Genomic DNA, 22,942 nt, shown 5'->3' on the forward strand with positions numbered 1-22,942 from the left:
ATGATCCGGCATACCGATGGGCTAAGTGGAGGTTGCCATGCGTTCAAGAACAATATTCAACCGTATCGCAATTGTTGCGGCATCTGGGGCCTTGCTGGCGGGATGCGCCACGCAACAGCAGACCAATACGGCCGTGGGCACGGGCGCCGGGGCGGCGATCGGCGCGGGCATAGGCGCGCTGATCGGGCACGGCAAGGGTGCGGCCATTGGCGCCGGCATCGGCGCGGTGGCGGGCGGGCTGGTCGGCTATAACTGGAAGGTCGTCAAGGAAGACGTGCAGAATTCGGGCGCGTCCTCGCTCGGGATCGACGTGGTGGAAATGCCCGACGGCAGCCTGAAGGTCAATATTCCCAGCGGCGTGTCGTTCGATACCGACAAGACGCAGCTCAAGCCCGCCTTGCTGCCCGTGCTGGACAGCGTGGCGCGCTCGCTCAACCAGCATGCCGAACTGCGGGCGAAGGTGGTCGGCCATACCGACAGCACCGGTTCGCTGGCTCACAACCAGACCCTGTCGGTCAATCGGGCCAAGAGCGTGACGGACTACCTGAGCAAGCAGGGCGTGGCCGCCAGCCGGCTGTCGGTGGAAGGGCGCGGGCCCAACGATCCGATCGGCGACAATGCGACCGCCGAAGGCCGCGCGCTGAACCGGCGTGTCGAAATCTACCTTTACGCAGTGAAGCAGTAATGCGGGCCTAGGCCCCTGTTCCTGTGTTCCGGGCGGCCGGCGCGTTGCGCGGGGCCGCCCTTTGTTTTGTCAGGAGTCCGTCATGAGCATGTTTCCAGCCCTCATTGGTACCGATACCGCGCTTGCCGCCTTGTCTGGCTGGCAGGCGATCGCGGAGCGAGACGCCATCGAGAAGCGCTTTCGCTTTGCCAGTTTCAACGCCGCGTTCGGCTTCATGGCGCGCGTGGCGATGTTCGCGGAGAAGCTGAACCATCATCCCGAATGGACCAACGTCTATAACCGAGTGGACGTGATCCTGACCACCCACGATGCCGGCGGGGTGACCGAGCTGGACGTGCGCATGGCGCAGTTCATGGACGAGGCCGCCACGCAGTTGGGCGCGACCGCGCCGAAGGCCGGCCCTCCCGATTGAGGTCTCGATGGCGTAAAAAAACCCGCTCAAAGCGGGTTTCTGCGGTGGCCGGAGCCGGTTCAGTTGCGCACGTAGTAGATGCGCATCGCGTGCTGCTTCTGCGCGGCGTCCACGACGCGCAGCGTCACGACCTTGGAGGTGAAGCCGTCGGGCAGCTTGAGCTGGCCCATCGCGTAGTCGTAGCGGTCCACGTTCACCGGAGCGCCTTCGGGCGTGATGGTGGCGGAACGGCCGTTGGGGTAGGTGCCCTGGATGGAGAAGGTCAGCGTGCCCTGGAACGGAGCGCCCTGGCGGTCTTCGCGCATGACCAGGACCTGGAAGTCGAGCAGGCCGGGGGCGCGCTTGAAGGTGGCCGAGCGGATGCCGAGGTTGCCGCCGCGCGGGTCGGCGGGCATGGCGTCCTGGAACAGGACCAGCTCCTTGTTCAGGGTTTCGATCTTGCTGCGGGCCGCGGCCAGGTCGGTGGTCAGCTTTTCATGGGTGGACTTGTTGGCGTCGCGCTGCTGCGTGGCTTCTTCGAGCTGGCTTTGCAGGCGCTGGCGCTCGAGGTTGGCCGCGCTCAGTTCGCTGTGCAGCTGCTCGGATTGCTCGACGGTCAGCCGTTGCGGGCCGTAGTTGGTCTGCAGGAAGAGCACGCCGCCCGCGCCCAGGGCTATGCCTACCAGCAGCAGCACCAGCCAGCGCGGCATGCGGCGCGTGCGTTGGCCCGGCTGGTATACGGAGGGCTTGAACACGGCCCGTTGCGATCTTCCGAACATCCCCATTTCCTAGAAAACTTCCTGTAGTGATTGCCCGCTGTGCGAGTGCCGACTGAGGTTTTGCCCGCGCCTTGCGCGCGGCAAAACGCAGAAGAATACCCCGTCAGCCCGGGCGGTTGGGTGCGCGGACAATCCTGGTTGCGCACGTTGATATTGTGAAATATGTGGACATCAGCGGACCGTACCGGCCAGTTCGGCGTCCAGGTCGGCCAGCCGCTGCGGCGTGCCGACGTCGGTCCAGCGGCCGTCGTGGCGGGCGCCGCGCACCAGGCCGCGGGCCATGGCCTGCCTGAGCAGCGGCGCCAGCGGCGCCGCCGTGCCCGCGGCGATGTCCGCGAATAACGAAGGATGGTAGACGCCGATGCCGGCGAAGGTCAAACGCGGTTCCCCCTGGGCATGGACGCGGCCGTCGGCCGCCAGATGGAAATCGCCGGCCGGGTGCTGCACGGGGTTGTCCGCCAGCAGCAGCCAGGCGCCGCCCGCCGGCAGCTCGCGGGCCAGGCCGGGCGCCCGGGCCGGGTCCCAGTCGCACCAGACGTCGCCGTTGATGACCAGGAAGGGCGCGTCGCCCAGCAGCGGCAGCGCCTGGGCGATGCCGCCGGCGGTTTCCAGGGCGCTGGCCTCGGCCGAATAGCGGATGCGCACGCCCTGGGCGCCGCCGTCGCCCAGGGCGCGTTCGATTTCGTGGCCGAGCCAGGCATGGTTGATGACCACGTCGCGGATGCCGGCGGCGGCCAGCCGCCGCAGGTGCCAGACGATCAGCGGCTGGCCGCCCACGGACAGCAGCGGCTTGGGCAGGCGGTCGGTCAGCGGGCGCATGCGCTCGCCGCGGCCGGCCGCAAGTATCATGGCCCGCATCAGAAGGTGTATCCGACGGTGACCTGGCGGTCGTCCAGCTGGTCCAGCAGGCGCAGCAGCGGCGTGAACACGCCGTAGCGCTGGGCGACCTGGCGCACGTAGCCGTTCACGCGGGGCATGTGGGCCAGGTAGTGCGCCTTGCCGTCGCGATGGTTCAGGCGCGCGAACACGCCCAGGATGCGCAGGTTGCGCTGCAGGCTCATCCACTCGTAGGCGCGGTGGAACTCGGCGAAGTCGGCGTCCACCGGCAGGCCGGCCTTGCGCGCCATTTCCCAGTAACGGATGGCCCAGTCCAGCTGCTGGGGTTCTTCCCAGGTGGTGCGGGCGTCGGTGACCAGCGAGGCCAGGTCATAGGTGATGGGGCCGGCCAGCGCGTCCTGGAAGTCGATGATGCCGGGATTGGGGCCGTACTGCGGCTGGTCACAGACCATCAGGTTGGGCGAGTGGTAATCGCGGTGCACCAGCACGCGGGCCTGGCCGCCGTTGCTGGCCGAGAGCAGCGCGAAGATCTTGTCCAGCGCGTTGGCGGTCTTGGCGTCCAGCGTGACGCCGTGGTGCCGGCCTACGTACCATTCGGGAAACAGCTTCAGTTCTTCGGCCAGGCGCGCCGTGTCGTAGACGCCCAGGCCGGCGGTGGAGGCCTGCTGCAGCTGGACCAGCGCGGCCAGGGCCTCGCGGTACAGCGTCTGGAGCTGGGCGTCGGTCAGTCCGGCCTGGATGCGCTGGTAGTAGGTCTGCTCGCCCAGGTCGGTCAGCAGCATCAGGCCGAGGTCCAGGTTCTTTTCCAGCACCGCGGGCACGTTCAGGCCGGCGTCGGCCAGCAGCTGGCCCACGTGCAGGAACGGGCGGGAATCTTCGTGCTCGGGCGGGGCGTCCATTACTATCAGGGTGCGCTCGCCGGCGTCCAGCCTGAAGTAGCGCCGGAAGCTGGCGTCGGCCGAGGCCGGGCGCAGCGTGTCCACGGCGAGATTCAGGGCGGCGGGCAGGCTGCCCAGCCAATTGCGGATCAGCTCCAGGCGGGGGTCGTGATCGTTTTTCAAGAAAGATCCGTATCAGAAAGGCAATATTGCAGAAGTGTTTCGTGCGCGCGCGGGCGGCATGCCGTGAGCAACCGGGGCTGGGCCTGTGGCGCGGCTTCTCTATAATACCGGCTCGTTTCCGTTAGCATTGGCCCTTCGTGGGTGCCGGTGTCGGGTTTCCCCATCGTCGAAAAGGGCTGTTTACACTCGTGCGCAAGGTTCGCTGGTTGATCCTCTCCGCTGTCGGCATGGCCGCCGGGGCCGTCCAGGCTCAGGGCAGCCAGGGCGCCGTTCCCGCCGCCACGTCGGCCACGCAGGCGCCGGTGCTGCGTACATCGCCCGGGCTGCGGATGCACCGGCTGCCGGACGACGACATCCCGGCCTTCATGGAAGCGGACACGATCGAGGGCGATCCCGAGTCGGACCTGACCCTGTCGGGCAACGCGCAGGTGCGCCGCATCGACGGCGTGATCAAGGGCGACCGCATCAATTACCGCAAGGACACGGGCGAAGTCGACGTCCAGGGCAGCGCGCGCATGATGCGCGACGGCACCCTGGTGACCGGGCCGAACGCCAAGTTCAACGTGGACAAGTATTCGGGCGAGGTCGAAAAGCCGAATTTCTGGATGGGCGCCACCGGCGGCTTCGCGGTCGCCGAGCACGCGGACATTTTCAGCAAGTCGCAGATGCGGCTGCATACGGTGACCTACAGCGGCTGCGCCTGCGAGACGCCGTCCTGGTACATCAAGGCCAAGACCGTCGACGTGGATTTCGACGAGAACGAAGGCGTGGCGCGCAACGGCGTGTTGTATTTCAAGGATTTCCCGATTCTGGCCTCGCCCTACATGACCTTCCCGGTCAAGAAGGAGCGCAAGTCGGGTTTCCTGGTGCCGACCTACGGCACCACCAGCCAGGGCGGCATCGACATTTCGCTGCCGTACTACCTGAACCTGGCGCCCAACTATGACATGACCATCCAGCCGCGCTATTTCTCCAAGCGCGGGCTGCAGCTGGGCGGCGAGTTCCGCTACATGGGGTACACCTACGCGGGCACCCTGAACGGCACCTATCTGCCCAACGACAACGTCACCGGCGACGACCGCTGGATGTACTGGTGGCGCCACCAGCAGCAGTTCTCCCACGGTTTCTACACGGATTGGGACATCGCCAAGGTATCGGACGACGATTACTTCCGCGATATTTCCCAGCTGGGGCTGAACCAGGCGTCCACCACCTATCTGCCGCAGCGCGCGCGGGTGGGCTGGGCCTCCACATACTGGAGCGCGTACGCCCAGGTCTACAAATACCAGACGCTGCAGGACCCCGAAGCGCCGCTGACGCCGCCGTACGACAAGGTGCCCGAGCTGTACCTGCGCGGCGCGCGCTACGACTGGGGCGGTTTCGACGTCGACTGGACCTCGACCGCCGTGCGTTTCAGCATTCCCAAGGTCGGCGGCGTGCGCCAGGGCCCGCAGGGCGACCGGCTGCAGAGCTATCCGACGGTGTCCTATCCGATCGTCAAGCCGGGCTGGTTCATCGTGCCCAAGGCGGGCGTGAACTACACGCAGTACCAGACCAACTGGTATGGCCGCGACTGGCTGGGCCTGAACGCCGGGACGCCCGACGCGACCACGTCGATGGGGTATCCGCGCTCGCAGTCGCGCACCGTGCCCATCATGTCGCTGGACACCGGCCTGATCTTCGAGCGCGACACCACGCTGTTCGGCAAGGCCTCGACCCAGACGCTGGAGCCGCGCCTGTACTACCTGTACGTGCCGTACCGCGACCAGTCCAAGATGCCGGTGTACGACACTTCGCTGGCCGACTTCAGTTTCTCGCAGGCCTTCGAGGAAAACATCTATACCGGCGGCTGGGACCGCATCTCCAACGCCAACCAGCTGACCGCGGCGCTGACCACGCGCTGGCTGGACGCCAACACCGGTTTCGAGCGCATGTCGCTGGCCGTGGCGCAGCGCCTGTATTTCGCCGACCAGAAGGTGACGCTGCCCGGCGAGACGCCGCGCGAGAACGTGCGTTCGGACTTCCTGGTGGGCGCCAGCGCGGCCCTGACCGATACGCTGACGACCGAGGTCGCGGCCCAGTACAACCCGTACGACAACAACTGGTCGCGCGGCCTGGTGAGCGCGCGCTGGACGCCGCAGCGCCTGACCACCGTGGCGCTGTCCTACCGCTACCAGCGCGATCCCCAGCAGGGCGTCGCCTACCAGCCGCAGGGCCAGAACCAGGTCAGCCTGGCGTTCCAGTGGCCGTTCAGCAAGCGCTGGTACGGCGTGGGCCGGGTCGACTACTCCTTGCGCTCCGGTCCCTCCAGCACGGTCGCCAACACCACCGAGTCTCCCCGCGTGACGCAGGCCATCGCCGGCCTGGAGTACAAGGGGGATTGCTGCTGGGTGGGCCGCGTGGTCTACCAGCGCTACGCCGTGTCGGCCACGGACGCCAACTCCGCGGTGTTCCTGCAATTGGAGCTGACCGGCCTGGGTTCCCTGGGAACCGACCCGATGAACCTGCTGAACAGAAGCATCCCCGGCTACTCGCGCATTACGCCGCCTGTACCCACCGGGACCACATTTGAAAGGTATGAATGATGCGTAGGTTGCACTCTTTGCGCCGCCTCTCCCGCAATGCACTGCTGCTGGCCGTCTGCGCCGGCTTGCCTGCCGCGTATGCGGCCGAGCAGAACGGCAAGGGCACGAACAACGGCGCCAAGCCCGCCTCCGCACAGAACGGCGCGAAGACAGCGGCCGCGCAGAAGAACGCCGCTCCCGCGGCGCCGCGCGAGCAGTTCGTCGACGGCATCGCCGCGGTGGTCGACAAGGACGTGATCACGCTGCGCGAGCTGCGCGAGGCGTCCCTGCGCATCAGCGGCGAGCTGAAGGCGCGCGGCATCCAGGTGCCCGACGACCAGACCCTGCAGCATCAGGTGCTGCAGCGTCTCATCATGGAGCGCGTGCAGCGCCACGAGGCCGACCGCATGGGCATCCGCGTGGACGACGCCCAGGTCGACAAGGCCGTGGAGGCCATCTCCGCGCGCAACAAGATCACCGTGGCGCAGCTGCGCCAGGAGATCGAGAAATCCGGCATCACCTGGGACGCCTATCGCAAGTCGCTGCGCGAAGAGATCCGCTCCGACCGCCTGCGCCAGCGCGCGGTGGACTCGACCATCGTGATTTCCGACGCGGAAGTCGACGCCTTCCTGAAGGACCAGCGGCGCAATCCGGCCTTCGGCGCGGCGCCCGCGGCGCAGCAGCCCCAGGCGCAGCCGCAACCCGCGCCCGAGCAGGCGCAGGCGCCTGCCGGCCCGATGCTTTACGCGCTGGCCCAGATCCTGGTGCGGGTGCCGGAAGGCTCCTCGCCCGAGCAGCTGGCGGTGCTGCGCAAGAAGGCCGAAGGCCTGCTGGCGCGGGCCAAGCGCGGCGACGACTTCGCCAGCCTGGCCGCGGCGTCCTCGGACGGCCCCGAAGCGCTGCAGGGCGGCGTCATGGGCGTGCGTCCGCTGGACGGCTGGCCCGACCTGTTCGTGCAGGCCATCAGCAATCTGCAGAAAGGCCAGGTCAGCGGCCTGATCCAGAGCGGCAACGGTTTCCACATCATCAAGGTGATGGACCGCGGCTCGGCCCAGCCGGCGCCGGCCCGCACGGCCCGCGCCCCGGCGCCCGCTCCCGCGCCGGCGCCCGCCGCGCGCCCGCAGCCGGCGCAGCAGGGGCCGGTCGAAGTGGTGCAGACCCGCGCCCGCCACATCCTGATCAAGACCTCCACCGTCATGAGCGACGAGCAGGCCCGCCAGCGCCTGGAACAGGTGCGCCAGCGCCTGGTGAGCGGCAGCGCCAAGTTCGAGGACATGGCTCGCCAGTACTCGCAGGACGCGACCGCTCCGCAGGGCGGCGAGCTGGGCTGGCTGAACCCGGGCGAAACCGTGCCCCCGTTCGAGGCCGCCATGAACGCGCTGCAGCCGGGCGAGATCAGCCCGCCGATCCAATCGCCTTTCGGCTGGCACCTGATCCAGGTCGAAGAGCGCCGCCAGCATGACGCGTCCGACGAAGTGGCGCGGATGAAGGCGCGCCAGGTGCTGTTCGAGCGCCGCGCCCAGCCCGCATTCGAAGACTGGCTGGAGCAGCTGCGCGCGCAGGCGTATATCGACAACCGCCTGGAAAAGCAGCAGCAGATCCAGCAGAACAACCGCTAAACGCATTACGGGCCTTACATGTCTCAGCACCAGGCGCGCAAGCGTTTCGGCCAGAACTTCCTGACCGACGAAAGCGTGGTCGAGTCCATCGTCCGGGCGGTGGCTCCCGCCCGCGGCGATACCGTGGTCGAAATCGGTCCGGGCCTGTCGGCGCTGACCCGGCCGCTGCTGGAACGCCTGGACCACCTGACCGCGGTCGAGATCGACCGCGACCTGGCGGCCCGCCTGCGCAAGCAGTTCGAACCCGGCCGCCTGACCGTGGTCGAGGCGGACGCCCTGACGGTGGATTTTTCCCAGTTCGGCGGCGCGCTGCGCGTCGTGGGCAATTTGCCCTACAACATCTCCAGCCCCTTGCTGTTCCATCTGATGACCTGGGCCGACCACGTGCGCGACCAGCATTTCATGCTGCAGCGCGAAGTGATCGACCGCATGGTGGCGCAGCCGGGTTCGGGCGACTTCAGCCGGCTGTCGGTGATGCTGCAGTCGCGCTACCGCATGCACAAGCTGTTCGACGTGCCGCCCGAGGCCTTCGACCCGCCGCCCAAGGTGGTGTCGGCGATCGTGCGCATGGTGCCGCTGCCGGCCGAGCGCCTGCGCCCGGTCAGCGAACGCGCTTTTGAAACCGTGGTCGCGCGCGCGTTCTCGCAACGCCGCAAGATGCTGCGCCGGGTGCTGGCCGACTGGGCCGCGCAAGTGCCATGGGAAGCGCTGGACATCGCGCCCACCGCCCGCGCNGGCGCCCGCCGCGCGCCCGCAGCCGGCGCAGCAGGGGCCGGTCGAAGTGGTGCAGACCCGCGCCCGCCACATCCTGATCAAGACCTCCACCGTCATGAGCGACGAGCAGGCCCGCCAGCGCCTGGAACAGGTGCGCCAGCGCCTGGTGAGCGGCAGCGCCAAGTTCGAGGACATGGCTCGCCAGTACTCGCAGGACGCGACCGCTCCGCAGGGCGGCGAGCTGGGCTGGCTGAACCCGGGCGAAACCGTGCCCCCGTTCGAGGCCGCCATGAACGCGCTGCAGCCGGGCGAGATCAGCCCGCCGATCCAATCGCCTTTCGGCTGGCACCTGATCCAGGTCGAAGAGCGCCGCCAGCATGACGCGTCCGACGAAGTGGCGCGGATGAAGGCGCGCCAGGTGCTGTTCGAGCGCCGCGCCCAGCCCGCATTCGAAGACTGGCTGGAGCAGCTGCGCGCGCAGGCGTATATCGACAACCGCCTGGAAAAGCAGCAGCAGATCCAGCAGAACAACCGCTAAACGCATTACGGGCCTTACATGTCTCAGCACCAGGCGCGCAAGCGTTTCGGCCAGAACTTCCTGACCGACGAAAGCGTGGTCGAGTCCATCGTCCGGGCGGTGGCTCCCGCCCGCGGCGATACCGTGGTCGAAATCGGTCCGGGCCTGTCGGCGCTGACCCGGCCGCTGCTGGAACGCCTGGACCACCTGACCGCGGTCGAGATCGACCGCGACCTGGCGGCCCGCCTGCGCAAGCAGTTCGAACCCGGCCGCCTGACCGTGGTCGAGGCGGACGCCCTGACGGTGGATTTTTCCCAGTTCGGCGGCGCGCTGCGCGTCGTGGGCAATTTGCCCTACAACATCTCCAGCCCCTTGCTGTTCCATCTGATGACCTGGGCCGACCACGTGCGCGACCAGCATTTCATGCTGCAGCGCGAAGTGATCGACCGCATGGTGGCGCAGCCGGGTTCGGGCGACTTCAGCCGGCTGTCGGTGATGCTGCAGTCGCGCTACCGCATGCACAAGCTGTTCGACGTGCCGCCCGAGGCCTTCGACCCGCCGCCCAAGGTGGTGTCGGCGATCGTGCGCATGGTGCCGCTGCCGGCCGAGCGCCTGCGCCCGGTCAGCGAACGCGCTTTTGAAACCGTGGTCGCGCGCGCGTTCTCGCAACGCCGCAAGATGCTGCGCCGGGTGCTGGCCGACTGGGCCGCGCAAGTGCCATGGGAAGCGCTGGACATCGCGCCCACCGCCCGCGCCGAGGATATCTCGGTGGACCGCTACATCCGCCTGTCGGACGCGCTGGTCGAGGCGGGGGTGTTGCAGGCGGCGTGATGGTGAAGGATATTGCGCGGGGGGCGTAGGATGGGTGCAGCGCGAGACATGTTGGACAAGAAACCAAGCGTCCAACGCGCGTAACCCATCAGCCGGCGAAAGCCGGCATTTGTTTGCTCGCATCGAAAAACGGCGGCTGTCGCCGCCTGATGGGTTACGCGCGTTGGAGACTTGAGTTCTTGCTTAAGCACTCTCGCGCTGCACCCATCCTACGACATCCACGACATCCACGACATCCGCAACACTCACAACATCCGTTTCTGCGCCGCCATCCACAGTTGCATGACGTCGCGCGCGCGCTCGGTCAGCAGTTTTTCCGCATCTGTCAGCGCCTGTTGCAGCGTGATGGGGCCGGGCGCCAGGCTGAACGCGGCGCTGATGCCGGCCGCGTGCAGGCCTTCGTAGCCGGCGCCCAGCGAGCCGGCCAGCGCCACCACCGGCACGCTGGCGCGCTGCGCGATCCGGGCTACGCCGGCGGGCGTCTTGCCGCGCAGGGTCTGCGCGTCCATGCGGCCTTCTCCGGTGAAGACCAGCGCGGCGCCTTCGACCGCTGCGGCCAGGCCGCCCAGTTCCGCCACGATCTCCACGCCCGGACGGAAGCGGGCGTTCAGGAACGCCTTGGCCGCGAAACCCAGGCCGCCGGCCGCGCCGGCGCCGGGGTCGTCGCGGTGGTCCGCCGCCAGATGGCGCGCGCACACGTCGGCGAAGTTCGCCAGCATCCGGTCGAGGATTTCCACCTGTTCCGGCGTGGCGCCTTTCTGCGGGCCGAACACGTGCGAGGCGCCCTGCGGGCCGCATAGCGGGTTGTCCACGTCCGAAGCGATGTCGATCCGGATCTGCGCCAGGCGCGGGTCCAGGCCGCGGGCGTCGATGCTGGCCAGCCTGCCCAGCGCGCCGCCGCCCGGCGGCAGAGTGCGGCCGTCGGCGTCGAGCAGCCGCACGCCCAGCGCGGTCAGCATGCCGGCGCCGGCGTCGTTGGTGGCCGATCCGCCCAGGCCCAGGATGATGCGGCTGGCGCCGGCGTCCATGGCGGCCAGCATCAGCTCGCCCACGCCGTGGCTGCTGGCGCGCATCGGGTCGCGCCGCGCGGGCGGAATCAGTTCCAGGCCGGCGGCGGCGGCCATTTCGATCACCGCCGTGCCGTCCGCCAGCAGGCCCCAGTCCGCGTCCACCTTGTAGCCCAGCGCATCGTTCACCGTCTGCTGGCGGGCCTGGCCGCCGGTGGCCGCGAGCACGGCCTCGACCGTGCCTTCGCCGCCGTCGGCCATGGGGATGCAAACGGTATGGGCGCCGGGGAAGGCGAGCTTGACGCCGCGCGCGATGGCCGCGGCCGCGTCGGGCGCGGAAACGCTTTCTTTGAAAGAGTCGGGGGCGATGACGATTTTCACGGGTTCGGACGGGTCTGTTGGGGTTGTCTGATCACCATGATACCTGCGCGCGCGCAGCCGGCGTACCATAACGCTTTTGTCGTTTTAGCGAGAGTGGACCGTCATGCCCGTACTGCGCCGCACCAAAATTGTCGCCACCCTGGGACCCTCGACTTCGACGCCGGAACGCATCGAAGCCATGATCCGCGCCGGGCTGGACGTCGCCCGTCTCAACTTCTCGCACGGCAGCGCGGACGACCACCGCGCACGCGCCCGGCTGGTGCGCGAGATCGCCGCCAGCCAGGGCCGCTTCGTGGCCATCATGGGCGATCTGCAAGGGCCCAAGATCCGCATCGCGCGCTTCATCGACAAGCAGGTGCAGCTGCAGGTGGGCCAGCCTTTCACGCTGTCGCGCGCGCATCCCAAGGAGGCCGGCACCGCCAGCATCGTGGGCATCGATTATCCGGAGCTGGTGCAGGACTGCCGGGTGGGCGACGAGCTGCTGCTCGATGACGGGCGCGTGGTGCTGGTGGTCGACCGGGTCGAGGGCGACGAGGTCCACACCACCGTGACCGTGGGCGGCCCGCTGTCGAACAACAAGGGCATCAACCGGCGCGGCGGCGGCCTGTCCGCGCCCAGCCTGACCGACAAGGACCGCGTCGACATCAAGCTCGCCGCCGAGATGGAGCTGGACTACGTGGCGGTGTCGTTTCCGCGCTATGGCAGCGATATCGAAGAGGCCCGCACGCTGCTGGCGGCGGCCGGCAGCCAGGCCTGGATCATCGCCAAGATCGAGCGCGCCGAGGCCGTGGCCGACGACGAGGCGCTGGACTCGCTGATCCGCGCCAGCGACGGCGTGATGGTGGCGCGCGGCGACCTGGGCGTGGAAGTGGGCGACGCCGAGCTGGTCGGCATCCAGAAGCGCATCATCCAGCACGCGCGCACGCTGAACAAGGTCGTCATCACGGCCACGCAGATGATGGAGTCCATGATCTCCAGCCCCATGCCGACGCGGGCCGAGGTGTCCGACGTGGCCAACGCGGTGCTGGACTACACCGACGCCGTCATGCTGTCGGCCGAAAGCGCCTCGGGGCAGTATCCGGTCGAGACGGTGCAGGCCATGGCGCGCGTCTGCCTGGGCGCCGAAAAACACCCCACCTCGACCAAGTCGCACCATCGCCTGGGCGAGACCTTCGCGCGCTGCGACGAGACCATCGCGCTGGCCGCCATGTACGCGGCCAACCATTTCCCGGGCGTCAAGGCCATCATCTCGCTGACCGAAAGCGGGCACACGCCGCTGATCATGTCGCGCATCCGTTCGGGCGTGCCGATCTACTGCTACAGCCCGCACAGCGTCACGCAGAACCGCGTGGCGATGTTCCGCGGCGTCTACACCATCCCGTTCGCGCCGTCCGACTACGATCCGGCCGATCTCAGCAATGCCGCCATCGACGAGCTGCGCCGCCGCAACCTGGTGCAGACCGGCGACTGGGTGATCCTGACCAAGGGCGATTTCTACCGCGACAGCGGCGGCACCAACGGCATGAAGATCCTGCTGGTGGACTGAGGCCGCGGCGGCCTCAGCCGAAGAACCAGTAGCACACGCCGATGGCCGCCAGCACGCCGGCCAGGTCGGCGACCAGCGCGCAGCCCACGGCGTGGCGCGCGCGCAGGATGCCCACCGAGCCGAAGTACACCGCCAGCACGTAGAAGGTGGTCTCGGTGCTGCCCTGGACCACCGCCGACAGCAGCGCCGGGAAGCTGTCCACCCCGAAATGCGTCATGGTCTCCAGCATCATGGCGCGGGCCGCGCTGCCCGAGAACGGCTTGACCAGGGCCGTGGGCAGGGCGTCCACGAAGCGCGTGTCCCAGCCGGCCGACTGCGCCAGCCAGCGGATGCCGTCGAGCAGGAAGTCCAGCGCGCCGGAGGCGCGCAGCACGCCCACCGCGCACAGCATGGCCACCAGATACGGCAACAGGCTCTTGGCGATGTCGAAGCCTTCCTTGGCGCCTTCGATGAAGGCTTCGTAGACCGGCACCTTCTTCCAGGCGCCCGCGATCAGGAACGCCAGCAGGATGCCGAACAGGGTCAGGTTGCCCAGCAGCGAGGACAGCGACGCGATGGCGGCGGCCGACATGCCCGCCAACAGCGCCATGAAGCCGCCCATCAGCAGCGCCGCGCCGCCCAGCCACAGCATGACGACCGGGTCGGCCAGGCGCAGGCGCTGGCAGGCCGCCACCGCCAGAAAGCCGGCCAGCGTCGAGGCGCTGGTGGCCAGCAGGATGGGCAGGAACACCAGGGTCGGGTCGGCCGCGCCCTGCTGCGCGCGGAACATGAACAGCGTGACCGGCAGCAGGGTCAGCGACGAGGCGTTGAGCACCAGGAACAGGATCTGCGCGTTGCTGGCGGTCTCGGGCGTGGGGTTGAGCGACTGCAGCTCGCGCATGGCGCGCAGCCCGATGGGCGTGGCGGCGTTGTCCAGCCCCAGGCCGTTGGCCGCGAAGTTCAGCGTGATCAGGCCGATGGCGGGATGGTTGCGCGGCACTTCCGGCATCAGGCGCGCGAACAGCGGCCCCAGCAGATGCGCCAGCTTTTCCACCAGCCCGGCGCCCTCGGCGATGCGCAGAAAGCCCAGCCACAGGGTCAGGGTGCCGAACAGCAGCACCATCACCTCCACCGACACGCGCGCCATGTCGAACAGGCTGGTCACCATCAGGTGGAACACTTCGGGTTCGCCGGCGATCAGCCAGCGGTACAGCGCCGCCGCTGCCGCGGTAAGAAAAAAGCCCAGCCAGAGTTTGTTCAGCATGCGGAAGTTGCCCGGATAGCGATTCGTTGCGCCGCCCATTGTCGCATCCCGACAAGGCTAGGATTGGTCCGAGGGCTGCAATTCTGGTACTTTGGCCCCAAGGGGAGCAACCCGTCACTGCGAGGACCGCTCATGGATTTCAATGCCTGGCGCCGACGCCGCATTTCGGAACCCGCGTACCGCTGGGCGCGCAAGGCGCTGCCGCCGATGTCGGCCACCGAGCGCGAAGCCATCGAGGCCGGCGACACCTGGTGGGACGCGGACCTCTTCACCGGCAACCCCGACTGGCGCAAGCTGCTGGACGTCCCCGCCGCCGCGCTCACCCCGGATGAACAGCGCTTCATCGACGGCCCGGTGGCCCGGCTGTGCGCCATGCTGGACGAATGGGACATCACCTGGACGCGGCGCGACCTGCCGCCCGAGGTCTGGGCCTTTCTCAAGTCCGAACGCTTTTTCGGCATGATCATCCCGCGCCGCTACGGCGGCCTGGGTTTCTCCCCCTATGCGCATTCCGAGGTGGTGCGGCGGATCTCGGCCTATTCCATCACCGCCGGCGTGACCGTCATGGTGCCCAACTCGCTGGGGCCGGGCGAACTGCTGCTGCAGTTCGGCACCCCGGAACAGCGCGACTACTGGCTGCCGCGCCTGGCCGACGGCACCGAAGTGCCGTGCTTCGGCCTCACCAGTCCGGAGGCCGGCTCGGACGCGGCCTCGATGGTGGACACGGGCGTGGTCTGCAGGCAGGTGGTGGACGGGCGCGAACTCGTCGGCATCCGGCTGAACTGGCGCAAGCGCTACATCACGCTGGGGCCGGTGGCCACCGTGCTGGGCCTGGCGTTCAAGATGTCGGACCCGGAAGGCATTCTGGGCGGCCCCGAGGACATCGGCATTTCGGTGGCGCTGGTGCCCACCGACGCGCCCGGCGTGGAGATCGGCCGCCGCCATCTGCCGGCCATGCAGGTGTTCCAGAACGGCCCCAACCGCGGGCGCGACGTGTTCGTGCCGCTGGACGCGCTGATCGGCGGGGCGGGGCGCGCCGGCCACGGCTGGCAGATGCTGATGAGCGCGCTGGCCGCGGGGCGCGGCATTTCGCTGCCGTCGCTGTCGGCCGCCGCCGCCGTCATGTGCGCGCACACCACCGGCATGTACGCGCGCGTGCGCGAGCAGTTCGGCATCCCCGTGGGCAAGTTCGAAGGTGTGCAGGAGCGGCTGGCCGCCCTGGCGGGCAACGCCTATCTGGTGGAGGCCGCGAGGCGCCTGACCTGCGCCGCGCTGAACCAGGACGTCAAGCCGGCGGTGGTGTCGGGCATCATGAAGTACCACGCCACCGAACGCATGCGCGGCTCGGTCAACGACGCGATGGACATCCACGCGGGCCGCGCCGTCATGGACGGCCCCGGCAACTACCTGGGCGCGCTGTACCGCGCCGTGCCCATCGCCATCACGGTCGAGGGCGCGAATATCCTGACGCGCAACCTGATCATCTTCGGCCAGGGCGCGATCCGCGCCCATCCCTACCTGATGCCGGAAATGCTGGCGCTGGCCAACCCCGACGAGGAGCGCGGCATCGCCGTGTTCCACGACGTGTTCTGGCGCCACCTGCGCCATGCGGCGCGCAACGCGCTGCGCGCGATCGGCCGCGCCTGGACCGGCGGGGTGCTGGCGCCCGCGCCGGTCTCCGGCCCCACGGCCGGGCATTACCGCCGGCTGGGCCGCTACGCCGCGGGCTTCGCCCTGCTGGCCGACGCCACGCTGGCGCAGCTGGGCGGCGCGCTCAAGCGCCGCGAGATGATCTCGGCCCGGCTGGGCGACATCCTGTCGGAGCTGTACCTGCAGTCCGCGGTGCTCAAGCGCTGGGAGGACGAGGGCCGCAAGCACGACGACCTGCCCCTGGTGCACTGGTGCCTGGAGCAGGGCTATGCAAGCATCGAGAAAAGCATGGACCAGGTGCTGCGCAACCTGCCCGGGCGCGCGCTGGCCTGGGGCCTGCGCGCGGCCATCCTGCCGCTGCGCCTGGCGCGCGGGCCGGGCGACGCGCTGACGCGCGAATGCGCCGAACTGCTGCTCAGGCCTTCGCCGACCCATGCGCGGCTGGCCGCCGACCTGCAGCGCGAGCCGGGCGGCGCGCAGGCCGGCGACGATCCGGTAAGCCTGCTGACGCGCGCCTTCGCGCTGGCCGACGCGGTGCAGCCGCTACGCGACCGGCTGCGCCAGTCCGGCGTGCGCGACTGGCGCGAGGCGCACCGGCGCGGCGCCATCACGGATACCCAGGCCGCTCAGATCGAGGAGGCCGAGACCGTGGTGTCGCGGGTGTTGCAGGTGGATGATTTCGCGCCGGAGGAATTGACGCCGCCGGACGGCGTCAATCGTCCTGCTTCGGGTCCATGCCCGGAAACAGGATCTCGGTGAATCCGAACTTCGAGAAATCCTCGATGCGCGACGGGTACAGGCGGCCGATCAGGTGGTCGCATTCGTGCTGCACCACGCGGGCGTGGAAGCCCTCGGCCTCGCGTTCGATGAGCTGGCCGTAGGGGTCGCGTCCGCGGTAGAGGATGCGGCGGTAGCGCGGCACCAGGCCGCGCAGGCCCGGCACCGACAGGCAGCCTTCCCAGCCGTCCTCGCGCTCGTCGGACAGCGGCGTGATGACGGGATTGCACAGGATGGTCTGCGGCACCGCGGGCGCGTCGGGATAGCGCTCGTTGCGGTCGAAACCGAAGATCACCAGCTGCAGGTCCATGCCGATCTGCGGCGCGGCCAGGCCCACCCCCTGCGCGGCGGCCATGGTCTCGAACATGTCGTCGATCAGCGCGTGCAGCTCGGGCGTGTCGAAGCGTTCCACGGGCGCGGCCACGCGCAGCAGGCGCGGGTCGCCCATTTTCAGGATGGGGTGGATCATGGGCTGGCCTCTTGGCGCTCAGTCTTCGCGGCCTTTCTTCTCGATGAACTCGATCTTGTAGCCGTCAGGGTCCTCGACGAAGGCGATGACGGTCTTGCCGTGCTTCATGGGGCCGGCCTCGCGCGTGACCTTGCCGCCTTTCTGCTTGACCTTTTCACAGGCCTCGTAGGCGTTGTCCACTTCCAGGGCGATGTGGCCGTAGCCGGTGCCCAGGTCGTATTTGTCGGTGTCCCAGTTGTGGGTCAGTTCGATGACCGCGCCTTCGGATTCGTCTTGATAACCCACGAAGGCCAGCGTGAACTTGCCGTCGGGATAGTCCTTGCGGCGCAGCACGCGCATGCCGAGCACGTTGGTGTAGAAGTCGATGGATTTGTCGAGGTTGCCGACTCGCAGCATGGTGTGGAGCATACGCATGGGGATATTCCTTGTACGGTGGAGAGGCGCGCCGCCTCAGAACTGAGGGAGGGACGCGGGATCGTGGCGGCGCAGGATCTTCTTGGCGTCTTCGAAGCCGGGCAGGATCTGTCCCACTTCGCGCCAGAAGTCTTGACTGTGGTTCATTTCGCGCAGATGGGCAAGTTCGTGCGCGATGACGTAATCGATGATGGCGGGCGCGAAATGAATCAAGCGCCAGTTGAGCATGATGTTGCCGTCGCTGGTGCACGAGCCCCAGCGCGTGGCGGCCGAGGACAGGCGCCAGCGGCGGATCTTCAGCCCGCTGATTTGCAGGAAATGGGCCAGGCGCGCGCCGAACCAGGCGCCGGCCCGCTGCTGCAGCCAGGCCTGGGCGGCGTCGCGGATGCGGCCCTGATCGGCCGACGAAGGCAGCGCCAGCCACAGCGTGTCGCCGTCCTCGGGGGCCTCGGCGTCGCCCGACAGATAGGCCTGGCGGCTGTCGCCGCCCACGCCGATGACGATGCGCTTGCCCAGGTAGGGCAGTTCGCCGCCGGGCTGCCAGCGGGTGTGCGCCATGGCCAGCTGCTGCTTGCGGGAATGCCATTCGCGCAGCTTGGTGAGGATCCAGCGGGATTTTTCGCGCACGGCGTCGTCGACCTGCCCCAGCGTGACCCAGTTGGGGGCGGTGACGCGCAGGCCGTCGTCCGTGACCACGAAGCCGATGCTGCGGCGGCGCGAGCGCAGCAGCACGAAGCCGATGGGCTGCTGCTCGGTCGCGACTTCGCGCCAGCGCGCGCCGGGCGGCAGCGGATCGGGGCAGGGCGTGGGCACGCGCGAGGCGGCGTTGGGAGACAGCGTCAGCAGCGGCTCGCCGGCGGCAGCGGAAGGCTGCGGGGCGCCGGGGTGGAGCGGTTTGGGCGGGACCGGCCTGGGCGCGGACGCGGCGGGTCCGGCGGGCGGCCGCGAGGCGCCTTCGGGCGCGCCTTGCGGCTGCACGTCGAACAGGAGCTCTAGCTGGTCAGGGCTGGACATACCTTTCAGGATTGAGACGCCGCATTTCCCCTTCGATCCAGTCCTGAACCTTCTGGTTCAGTTCCTCGGGGGAGAGTCCCTGGGATTCTATCGCGGGTCCGATCGACAGGGTGACCATACCCGGACGCTTTACGAAGGCGTTGCGCCGCCAGCATTCGCCGGCGTTATGCGCCACCGGGATGACCACGGCGCCGGTGCGCGAGGCCAGCAGCGCGCCGCCCATCTTGTAGCGGCCGACCTTGCCGGGCGCGACCCGGGTGCCCTCCGGGAACAGCAGCGGCCAGCGGCCTTCGTCCAGGCGGGTCTGGCCCTGCCTGACCACCTGTTCGAAGGCGTCGCGCCCCTTGGCGCGGTCGATGGCGATCATGCGCAACAGCGCCAGGCCCCAGCCGAAGAACGGCACCATGTGCAGTTCTTTCTTGTAGACGAAGCAGACCTCGCGCGGCATATAGGCCGGGAAGAACAGCGTTTCCCAGGCGGACTGGTGCTTGGACAGCAGCACCGCCGGGCCGTCGGGCAGGTTTTCCCAGCCCTTGACCTGCCAGCGGATGCCGCAGAAAAAGCGCGCGCCCCAGATGGCCAGGCGCGGCCAGCCCACCGTCAGCCTGTAGCGCCAGTGCAGCGGCAGCGGCGCCCACAGGATGCAGGCGAAGGCGTAGGGGATGACCGTGACGGCCAGGAACAGGGCGTACAGCAGCGAACGGAGCCAGGCCATCGGGTCAGGCGTCCTGCAGCAGGGCGTCGACCACGGCCGACAGGTCGTCGCACACCCGCGTGTTCTCGGGCAGGCCGCCCTTGGCCAGCGCCTTCCTGCCGTTGCCGGTCAGCACCAGCCACGGCGAGCAGCCGGCCGCCGACGAGGCCTGCAGGTCGCGCAGCGAGTCGCCCACCGCCGGCACGCCGGCCAGGTCCACGTCGTAGCGGTGCCCGATCTGCTCGAACATGCCCGGCCGCGGCTTGCGGCAGCTGCAGTTGTCGTCGGGGCCGTGCGGGCACATGAAGATGGCGTCGATGGCGCCGCCCACGGCGGCCAGTTCGCGGCGCAGCTTGGCGTGGATGGCGGTCAGCGTGTCCATGTCGAACAGGCCGCGCGCCAGCCCGGACTGGTTGGTGGCGACCACCACTCGCCAGCCGGCCTGGTTCAGCCGGGCGATGGCCTGCAGGCTGCCGGGCAGGGCGATCCATTCGTCGGGATTCTTGACGAACGCATCGCTGTCCTGGTTGATGACGCCGTCGCGGTCGAGGATGATGAGTTTCACTGTGCGAGCCTGGAAATGTCTGCCACCTGGTTCATCAGGCCATGCAGCTGCGCCAGCAGGGCCAGCCGGTTGGCGCGCACGGCCGGGTCTTCGGCCATGACCATGACGTCGGCGAAAAAGGCGTCCACCGGCTCGCGCACCTGCGCCAGCGTGCTGAGGCTGCCGGCGAAGTCGCCGGCGGCCAGCTGCGCCTCGGCCTGCGGGCGCAGCGCCGACACGGCGGCGGCCAGCGCTTTCTCGGCGGGCTCGGCCAGCGCGGCCGCGTCGACCGCGCCGATCTCGCCTTCGGCCTTCTTCAGCAGGTTACCGATGCGCTTGTTGGCGGCCGCCAGGCTGGCGGCCTCGGGCAGCTGCGCGAACGCGGCGGCGGCGCGCACGCGCTCGGCGGCCTGGTGCAGCGGCGGGGTCAGGGCGATCACGGCTTCCACCGCGTTGCGGTCGAAGTCGTTGATGAGCTGGTTGCGATAGCGTTCGTAGATGAAGGCGCGCACCTCGGCCAGCGTGCCGGCCGGGATCTTGCCGGCCGGGAAGGTGCCGGCGGCCAGTTCCAGCAGGCCGTCCAGCGACAGCGGACCGTCTTCGCTGATCTTCAGCCAGCCGCCCGCGGCCAGCTGCTCGAACGCGCTGATCAGGCCCAGCGCCGCGCGGCGCAGGCCAAACGGATCGCGCTCGCCGGTGGGGGCCAGGCCGATGGCCCAGATGCCGACCAGGGTTTCCACGCGTTCGGCGATGAACAGCACGGCGGCGGTCAGCGATTCCGGCGTGACGGGCGTGTCGTAGCGGTTGCGGTACTGGTTGCGCAGGGCCTGCACCACGCTGTCGGGCTCGCCGTCGCCAGCCGCGTAGTACGCGCCCATGACGCCCTGCAGCTCGGGGAATTCGCCCACCATGTTGGAGCCCAGGTCGGCCTTGGCCAGCAGGGCGGCGCGGTCGGCGGCGGCGACGTCGCCGCCCAGCTTTTCGGCCACGCCGCGGGCGATGGCGCGCACGCGCTCGACGCGTTCGAGCTGGGTGCCCAGCTTGTTGTGGTAGACGATGGAGCCCAGCTGCTCGACGCGCGCGGCCAGCGGCGTCTTGCGGTCGGTTTCAAAGAAGAACTGCGCGTCGGCCAGGCGCGGGCGCACCACGCGCTGGTTGCCTTCGATGATGTTCACCGGATCGTCCGTGCGCATATTGCTCACGATCAGGAAACGGTGGGTCAGGCGGCCGGTGGCCGGATCGAACAGCGGGAAGTATTTCTGGTTCAGCCGCATGGTCAGGATCAGGCATTCCTGCGGCACTTGCAGGAACTGTTCCTCGAACTGGCCGACGTAGACCGTGGGCTGCTCGACCAGCGCGGTGACTTCGTCCAGCAGCGCCGCCACTTCCGGGTCGTCGCCCAGGGTGGCGGACAGGCGGGCGGCGTGGTCCTGCAGCTGGCGCGCGATTTCGTCGCGGCGGCCTTCGAACGAGGCCACCACGTTGCCGCGCTCGGCCAGCGTGGCGGCGTAGGCGTCGGCGTCGGTAAAGGAGACGGGGCCGGCGCTCATGAAGCGGTGGCCCAGCGTTTCGCGGCCGGCCGCCAGGCCCAGCGCCGACACCGGCACCACGTCGGCGCCGAACAGCGCCACCAGCCCGTGCGCCGGGCGCACGAACTTGACGGTGGTGACCCCGTCGGCCAGCTGGTAGCGCATGACCTTGGGGATGGGCAGGCCGTCGATGGCGGCGTCCAGGCCTTCTTGCAGGCCGGCGGCCAGCTGCGCGCCGGGGGCCGTGCCGCGGGCCACCAGGTAGTCCTGCTTGCCGTCGGACTCGCGTTCCAGCTTGGCGACGTCCAGGTGCTCCAGGCCCTTGGCGGCCAGCTTCTTCTGCAGCGCGGGCGTGGCGCTGCCGTCTTCGGCCAGGCCGATCTTCACCGGCATCAGTTTTTCGGCGTAGGGCTGGTCGGGCGCCTGCGCCAGCACGGCCGACAGATGCACGGCCAGGCGGCGCGGCGTGGCGTAGGCGGTCGCGGCGCAGCCCTCGGCCAGCAGGCCGTGGCGTTCGAGCGTGGCGCGCACGCCTTCGGCAAAGGCCTGGCCCAGCTTTTGCAGGGCCTTGGGCGGAAGTTCTTCGGTCAGCAGTTCGACCAGCAGCGGGCGGATGTTCGTCGTCATTTATGCTGCCTCCCCGGCGGCCTTGTCGCGGCCCAGCATGGGAAAGCCCAGTCGTTCGCGGGAATCGTAATAGGCCTGTGCGACGGCGCGCGACAGGTTGCGGATGCGGCCGATGTAGGCGGCGCGCTCGGTCACGCTGATCGCGCCGCGCGCGTCCAGCATGTTGAAGGTGTGGGCGGCTTTCAGCGCGGCCTCGTAGGCCGGCAGCGCCAGCGGCACGTCCATCAGGCGCTTGGCCTCGGCTTCGTAGTCGTTGAAGTGCGCGAACAGCATCTCGGCCGAGGAGTGCTCGAAGTTGTAGGTGGACTGCTCCACCTCGTTCTGGTGGAACACGTCGCGGTACAGCACGCGGTTGCCGTTGGCGCCTTCGGTCCAGACCAGGTCGTACACGCTTTGCACGTCCTGCAGGTACATGGCCAGGCGTTCCAGGCCGTAGGTGATTTCACCGGTGGTCGGGGTGCAGTCCAGGCCACCCACCTGCTGGAAGTACGTGAATTGCGTGACTTCCATGCCGTTGAGCCAGACTTCCCAGCCCAGGCCCCAGGCGCCCAGCGTGGGGTTTTCCCAGTCGTCCTCGACGAAGCGGATGTCGTGCTGCGCGGGGTCGATGCCCAGCGCCTTGAGCGAACCGATGTACAGATCCAGGATTTCGGGCGGCGCCGGCTTCAGCACGACCTGGTATTGGTAATAGTGCTGCAGGCGGTTGGGGTTTTCGCCGTAGCGCCCGTCCTTGGGACGGCGCGAGGGCTGCACGTAGGCGGCGCGCCAGGGTTCCGGGCCGATCGCGCGCAGGAACGTGGCGGTGTGCGAGGTGCCGGCGCCGACTTCCATGTCGTAGGGTTGCAGCAGGGCGCAACCCTGCTTGTCCCAGTATTCCTGGAGCGTAAGGATGATTTGCTGAAAGGTGAGCATAGGATTCTTGGAATTCGGCCGCCGGGCAAGGCCTGCCCTGGGCGTGGGAAACCTGGCATTTTAACTGGCGCCGGGCCGGCCCGCCGGCGGGCGGCGCATGGACGGTTACATTCCTGCCCGCGCAGGGCCGGAAGCAG

At 68.8% G+C, this 22,942-nt stretch carries 18 protein-coding genes and 3 pseudogenes; 9 read left to right on the plus strand and 12 right to left on the minus strand.

Annotation, left to right across the window (positions count from 1 at the left end; all coding sequences use genetic code 11):
• Positions 1–37: 37 nt before the first annotated feature.
• A complete protein-coding gene (locus C1I89_RS26995) occupies positions 38–685 on the plus strand; it encodes an OmpA family protein (RefSeq protein WP_102775463.1) in 648 nt (215 codons plus the stop codon).
• Between the two features lie 82 nt (positions 686–767).
• A complete protein-coding gene (locus tag C1I89_RS27000; RefSeq protein ID WP_102775464.1) occupies positions 768–1,097 on the plus strand; it encodes a 4a-hydroxytetrahydrobiopterin dehydratase in 330 nt (109 codons plus the stop codon).
• A 59-nt stretch (positions 1,098–1,156) separates the two neighbouring features.
• Here C1I89_RS27000 and C1I89_RS27005 read toward each other — a convergent pair whose 3' ends face one another.
• The 3 genes from C1I89_RS27005 to C1I89_RS27015 all read right to left on the minus strand — a co-directional run bounded on the left by C1I89_RS27005 (position 1,157) and on the right by C1I89_RS27015 (position 3,753).
• Positions 1,157–1,855: a DUF6776 family protein gene (locus C1I89_RS27005; protein WP_102775465.1), complete on the minus strand. Its 699-nt coding sequence runs from the start codon at positions 1,853–1,855 to the stop codon at positions 1,157–1,159.
• A 171-nt stretch (positions 1,856–2,026) separates the two neighbouring features.
• Complete coding sequence (murU, locus tag C1I89_RS27010; RefSeq protein ID WP_102775466.1) at positions 2,027–2,713, minus strand: N-acetylmuramate alpha-1-phosphate uridylyltransferase MurU; 687 nt, start codon at positions 2,711–2,713, stop codon at positions 2,027–2,029.
• On the minus strand, positions 2,713–3,753 hold the full coding sequence (locus C1I89_RS27015; protein ID WP_102775467.1) for an aminoglycoside phosphotransferase family protein: 1,041 nt from the start codon (positions 3,751–3,753) through the stop codon (positions 2,713–2,715). Before C1I89_RS27015 ends, murU begins: the two co-directional genes overlap by 1 nt.
• Positions 3,754–3,941: 188 nt before the next feature.
• Here C1I89_RS27015 and C1I89_RS27020 point away from each other — a divergent pair, with 188 nt between their 5' ends.
• The 5 genes and pseudogenes from C1I89_RS27020 to rsmA (C1I89_RS27040) all read left to right on the plus strand — a co-directional run bounded on the left by C1I89_RS27020 (position 3,942) and on the right by rsmA (C1I89_RS27040) (position 9,998).
• Positions 3,942–6,338, plus strand: coding sequence for an LPS-assembly protein LptD (locus C1I89_RS27020; protein ID WP_102775468.1), 2,397 nt, complete (start codon positions 3,942–3,944; stop codon positions 6,336–6,338).
• Entirely contained in the window at positions 6,335–7,936 is a 1,602-nt protein-coding gene (locus C1I89_RS27025; protein ID WP_102775469.1) for a peptidylprolyl isomerase, read from the plus strand. The genes C1I89_RS27020 and C1I89_RS27025 overlap by 4 nt, the downstream gene beginning before the upstream one ends.
• An 18-nt stretch (positions 7,937–7,954) precedes the next feature.
• Positions 7,955–8,716, plus strand: a pseudogene (gene rsmA, locus C1I89_RS27030) (16S rRNA (adenine(1518)-N(6)/adenine(1519)-N(6))-dimethyltransferase RsmA); the annotation flags it as partial.
• Positions 8,673–9,188: pseudogene (locus C1I89_RS27035) on the plus strand (peptidylprolyl isomerase); the annotation flags it as partial. The pseudogenes rsmA (C1I89_RS27030) and C1I89_RS27035, both read left to right, overlap by 44 nt.
• Positions 9,189–9,206: 18 nt before the next feature.
• Positions 9,207–9,998 carry a 16S rRNA (adenine(1518)-N(6)/adenine(1519)-N(6))-dimethyltransferase RsmA gene (gene rsmA, locus C1I89_RS27040; RefSeq protein WP_102775470.1) on the plus strand — a complete coding sequence of 264 codons (792 nt, stop codon included), beginning with the start codon at positions 9,207–9,209 and terminating at the stop codon, positions 9,996–9,998.
• 245 nt (positions 9,999–10,243) lie between these two features.
• On the opposite strand, the gene C1I89_RS27045 is transcribed toward rsmA (C1I89_RS27040), so the two are convergent.
• A complete protein-coding gene (locus C1I89_RS27045) occupies positions 10,244–11,386 on the minus strand; it encodes a glycerate kinase (protein ID WP_102775471.1) in 1,143 nt (380 codons plus the stop codon).
• A gap of 103 nt (positions 11,387–11,489) precedes the next feature.
• Here C1I89_RS27045 and pyk point away from each other — a divergent pair, with 103 nt between their 5' ends.
• On the plus strand, positions 11,490–12,932 hold the full coding sequence (gene pyk, locus C1I89_RS27050; protein ID WP_102775472.1) for a pyruvate kinase: 1,443 nt from the start codon (positions 11,490–11,492) through the stop codon (positions 12,930–12,932).
• 13 nt (positions 12,933–12,945) lie between these two features.
• Here the strand turns inward: pyk and C1I89_RS27055 are convergent, their stop codons facing one another.
• A complete protein-coding gene (locus C1I89_RS27055) occupies positions 12,946–14,175 on the minus strand; it encodes a nucleoside recognition domain-containing protein (protein ID WP_102775646.1) in 1,230 nt (409 codons plus the stop codon).
• A 132-nt stretch (positions 14,176–14,307) separates the two neighbouring features.
• Between C1I89_RS27055 and C1I89_RS27060 the strand changes: the two genes are divergently transcribed.
• Positions 14,308–16,584, plus strand: coding sequence for an acyl-CoA dehydrogenase (locus C1I89_RS27060; RefSeq protein WP_102775473.1), 2,277 nt, complete (start codon positions 14,308–14,310; stop codon positions 16,582–16,584).
• Here C1I89_RS27060 and def read toward each other — a convergent pair.
• The 7 genes and pseudogenes from def to glyQ all read right to left on the minus strand — a co-directional run bounded on the left by def (position 16,538) and on the right by glyQ (position 22,805).
• Positions 16,538–17,071 carry a peptide deformylase gene (gene def / locus C1I89_RS27065; RefSeq protein ID WP_102775474.1) on the minus strand — a complete coding sequence of 178 codons (534 nt, stop codon included), beginning with the start codon at positions 17,069–17,071 and terminating at the stop codon, positions 16,538–16,540. The genes C1I89_RS27060 and def overlap by 47 nt on opposite strands.
• Before the next feature lie 18 nt (positions 17,072–17,089).
• Positions 17,090–17,485, minus strand: a complete 396-nt coding sequence (gloA, locus tag C1I89_RS27070) for a lactoylglutathione lyase (RefSeq protein ID WP_102775475.1) — start codon at positions 17,483–17,485, stop codon at positions 17,090–17,092.
• 36 nt (positions 17,486–17,521) lie between these two features.
• Positions 17,522–18,499, minus strand: a complete 978-nt coding sequence (locus C1I89_RS27075; RefSeq protein WP_102775476.1) for a M48 family metallopeptidase — start codon at positions 18,497–18,499, stop codon at positions 17,522–17,524.
• Positions 18,486–19,214 (minus strand): lysophospholipid acyltransferase family protein, encoded by a 729-nt coding sequence (locus tag C1I89_RS27080; RefSeq protein WP_102775477.1) that lies wholly within the window; start codon positions 19,212–19,214, stop codon positions 18,486–18,488. The genes C1I89_RS27075 and C1I89_RS27080 overlap by 14 nt, the downstream gene beginning before the upstream one ends.
• Before the next feature lie 4 nt (positions 19,215–19,218).
• Positions 19,219–19,821, minus strand: a pseudogene (gene gmhB / locus C1I89_RS27085) (D-glycero-beta-D-manno-heptose 1,7-bisphosphate 7-phosphatase); the annotation flags it as partial.
• A complete protein-coding gene (gene glyS, locus C1I89_RS27090; protein WP_102775479.1) occupies positions 19,755–21,893 on the minus strand; it encodes a glycine--tRNA ligase subunit beta in 2,139 nt (712 codons plus the stop codon). The gene glyS and the pseudogene gmhB, both read right to left, overlap by 67 nt.
• On the minus strand, positions 21,894–22,805 hold the full coding sequence (gene glyQ / locus C1I89_RS27095; protein ID WP_102775480.1) for a glycine--tRNA ligase subunit alpha: 912 nt from the start codon (positions 22,803–22,805) through the stop codon (positions 21,894–21,896).
• Between the last annotated feature and the right edge of the window lie 137 nt (positions 22,806–22,942).

Origin of the sequence: Achromobacter pulmonis, assembly GCF_002885955.2 — a bacterium.
GTDB lineage: Bacteria > Pseudomonadota > Gammaproteobacteria > Burkholderiales > Burkholderiaceae_B > Achromobacter > Achromobacter pulmonis_A.

Bases quoted from the DNA above. Each gene is read 5' to 3' on its own strand.
- def (WP_102775474.1), bottom strand. From the start codon at position 17,071: ATGATCCACCCCATCCTGAAAATGGGCGACCCGCGCCTGCTGCGCGTG.
- C1I89_RS26995 (WP_102775463.1), top strand. From the start codon at position 38: ATGCGTTCAAGAACAATATTCAACCGTATCGCAATTGTTGCGGCATCT.
- glyQ (WP_102775480.1), bottom strand. From the start codon at position 22,805: ATGCTCACCTTTCAGCAAATCATCCTTACGCTCCAGGAATACTGGGAC.
- C1I89_RS27060 (WP_102775473.1), top strand. From the start codon at position 14,308: ATGGATTTCAATGCCTGGCGCCGACGCCGCATTTCGGAACCCGCGTAC.
- C1I89_RS27055 (WP_102775646.1), bottom strand. From the start codon at position 14,175: ATGCTGAACAAACTCTGGCTGGGCTTTTTTCTTACCGCGGCAGCGGCG.
- C1I89_RS27025 (WP_102775469.1), top strand. From the start codon at position 6,335: ATGATGCGTAGGTTGCACTCTTTGCGCCGCCTCTCCCGCAATGCACTG.
- pyk (WP_102775472.1), top strand. From the start codon at position 11,490: ATGCCCGTACTGCGCCGCACCAAAATTGTCGCCACCCTGGGACCCTCG.
- C1I89_RS27080 (WP_102775477.1), bottom strand. From the start codon at position 19,214: ATGGCCTGGCTCCGTTCGCTGCTGTACGCCCTGTTCCTGGCCGTCACG.
- murU (WP_102775466.1), bottom strand. From the start codon at position 2,713: ATGCGGGCCATGATACTTGCGGCCGGCCGCGGCGAGCGCATGCGCCCG.
- C1I89_RS27005 (WP_102775465.1), bottom strand. From the start codon at position 1,855: ATGTTCGGAAGATCGCAACGGGCCGTGTTCAAGCCCTCCGTATACCAG.
- gloA (WP_102775475.1), bottom strand. From the start codon at position 17,485: ATGCGTATGCTCCACACCATGCTGCGAGTCGGCAACCTCGACAAATCC.
- C1I89_RS27075 (WP_102775476.1), bottom strand. From the start codon at position 18,499: ATGTCCAGCCCTGACCAGCTAGAGCTCCTGTTCGACGTGCAGCCGCAA.
- C1I89_RS27000 (WP_102775464.1), top strand. From the start codon at position 768: ATGAGCATGTTTCCAGCCCTCATTGGTACCGATACCGCGCTTGCCGCC.
- rsmA (WP_102775470.1), top strand. From the start codon at position 9,207: ATGTCTCAGCACCAGGCGCGCAAGCGTTTCGGCCAGAACTTCCTGACC.
- glyS (WP_102775479.1), bottom strand. From the start codon at position 21,893: ATGACGACGAACATCCGCCCGCTGCTGGTCGAACTGCTGACCGAAGAA.